The sequence below is a fragment of the Treponema bryantii genome, from assembly GCF_900111035.1.
GTDB lineage: Bacteria > Spirochaetota > Spirochaetia > Treponematales > Treponemataceae > Treponema_D > Treponema_D bryantii_C.
The window spans coordinates 1-1,734 of sequence record NZ_FOFU01000024.1; the positions used below are offsets into that span (position 1 = coordinate 1).

General features: G+C 34.9%; 1 protein-coding gene. It reads left to right on the forward strand.

Annotated elements, in window-relative coordinates:
• The coding region (locus BMY21_RS15525; RefSeq protein WP_177177774.1) for a leucine-rich repeat protein at positions 1-1,385 on the forward strand (1,385 nt) is incomplete at its 5' end.
• Positions 1,386-1,734 lie beyond the last annotated feature (349 nt).

Below are 1,734 nucleotides of genomic sequence, written 5' to 3' on the forward strand. Positions count from 1 at the left end.
ATACAAATAAAGAAGAACCTTTAACTCTAGAGTTTATAAAATCTGGAACTATTGAAATAACAAATGCGTGGCCTGAAGTTAGGTATTCAAGAAATGGAGGCCCCCTCTACCTTCTTGTTTCAAGTAATAACACAAATGTTTCTATACCTGTTAATGCAGGAGATAAAGTTTGCTTATATGCACCATTTTCTGATAATGCTTTTAAATCAATGACTATAAATTGTACAAGTGACTGTTACATATATGGAAATATCATGAGTCTTGTAACATTAAATCTTGATACATATGAATGGAAACCGGATTATAAATCTATAGATCAGGCAGCTGCTTTTTACAGACTCTTTTATTGCAATACTCATATCAAGAATCATTCTTCAAAAAAACTCCGTTTACCTGCAGAAACACTTTATTTCGACTCATATTATAAAATGTTTTACGGTTGTACCGGACTTACAACTGCTCCTGAACTTCCTGCTACAACACTTTCACCCAATTGCTATAAGGAAATGTTTGCGAATTGTTCTTCTCTCACAACACCACCAGCTAAACTCCCTGCGAAAAAAGTTGAATATATGTGCTACTGTAGGATGTTTGAAAACTGTACTAAACTTACATCTGCTCCTGAATTGCCTGCTACACAATTTGATGATTATTGTTATAATAGCATGTTCTTCGGTTGTTCATCACTAACAACTGCTCCTAAACTTCCCGCTACACAACTTGCTAAAAGTTGTTATTCTAGCATGTTTTTATTTTGTTCATCACTTACAACTGCTCCTGAATTGCCTGCTACACAACTTGCTGAAAGTTGTTATTCTAGCATGTTCTTCGGTTGTTCATCACTTACAACTGCTCCTGAACTTCCTGCTACACAACTTGCAGACAGCTGCTATTCATCTATGTTTTCTAATTGTACATCTCTGACAAAAGTCCCAGATCTTCCTGCTACCCAACTTGCTGATTATTGTTATTCCAACATGTTCTCCGGTTGTTCATCACTTATAACTGCTTCTGAACTTCCTGCTACAACACTTGCAGACAGCTGCTATTCAGATATGTTTTCTAATTGTACATCGCTGATAAAAGCCCCAGATCTTCCTGCACGCACACTCACTCCAGAATGTTACCGATATATGTTTTGGAATTGTAATAAACTTAAATATATTAAATGTCTTGCTACAGATTTTTCTGCCTCTCAATGCACAGAATATTGGATGGAGTTTGTCCCTTGTGGTTCTGAACGATTCTTTGTTAAGGCCGCTAATGCTACATGGTCAAGAGGTTGTGATGGAATTCCAGAAAACTGGTCGATTATATCGGATTCTTCACTTTTGTATAAACTTTTTTTTCCCGCAATATTAAATAGAATTTTGGGCCTGGAGTAAATAAAGATTATTAAATAAATATAAGGCGAAATTCAAAAAGGAATTTCGCCTTTTTCATTAATTGTCGATTCTGTCCCAAATATGGCAAATGTGGATGCTATCTTTGGATCACTCACGGTCCCGGGTATTTTTTTATACACATCACCAAATTTCTTATCTGATAATTTTAATTACATGCTATAATAGTTTTATTACAAAATATTTCACAAGGAGGAATAAAGTGAAAAATTTATTAAAAGTCGCCGTAGTTGCATTTTTGCTAACTATGGCATTCGTTGTCAATTCCTGTTCATCAGGTTTAGATGAAATCTCATCTTTACAAAATGAAAACCCGGAATTAGTTGAAACT